1 protein-coding gene is annotated in these 489 nt (G+C 67.5%); it reads right to left on the bottom strand.

Annotated elements, in window-relative coordinates; all coding sequences use genetic code 11:
* The coding region (locus U9980_RS08915; RefSeq protein ID WP_416210203.1) for a DUF3710 domain-containing protein at positions 1–398 on the bottom strand (398 nt) is incomplete at its 3' end.
* Between the last annotated feature and the right edge of the window lie 91 nt (positions 399–489).

Below are 489 nucleotides of genomic sequence, written 5' to 3'. Positions count from 1 at the left end.
CGCCCGCTACCCTCCTGCGCCGCGCCCGGTCCCGCGCGAAGAGAGTCCGCGATCTCGGCACGCACCTCGTCCCACAGACCAACACTTTTCGGCGCGGCGAAGACCGACAGCTCCATCGCGCTCTGGCCATCCGTGAGAGTCACCGTCAGCACCTGGCCGGACTCCTGATCGACCTGGAACTGCACCTGGACCCCGTCGATCACGGGGATATGCAGGGACCCCAGATCGAGCCGCCGGATGTGATCGTCCGGAGCGTCCTCGGCGTCATAGGGGCCGTCCGGATCAGGTCCGGAGCCCTCGTCGACGACGTCGAGGATCTCATCCCGGCCGTCCGGTTCACGTGGACCGGAGCCGCCCCGACCATCACGCCTACGACCGCGCCGGAACACTTCGACCACTTCCTGTTGTCACAATAGGCTCCTCGCACATGATGGCCCGCAGCGGTGCCTGGTGTGGATGTGGGCATGCGGGTGGGTGTCGGATCGCCGG

Source organism: Protofrankia sp. Cr1, from assembly GCF_963555865.1.
Taxonomy (GTDB): Bacteria; Actinomycetota; Actinomycetes; order Frankiales; family Frankiaceae; genus Protofrankia.
The sequence above is the reverse complement of the archived record's forward strand: the minus strand, read 5'-3'. Positions and strand labels throughout refer to the sequence as shown.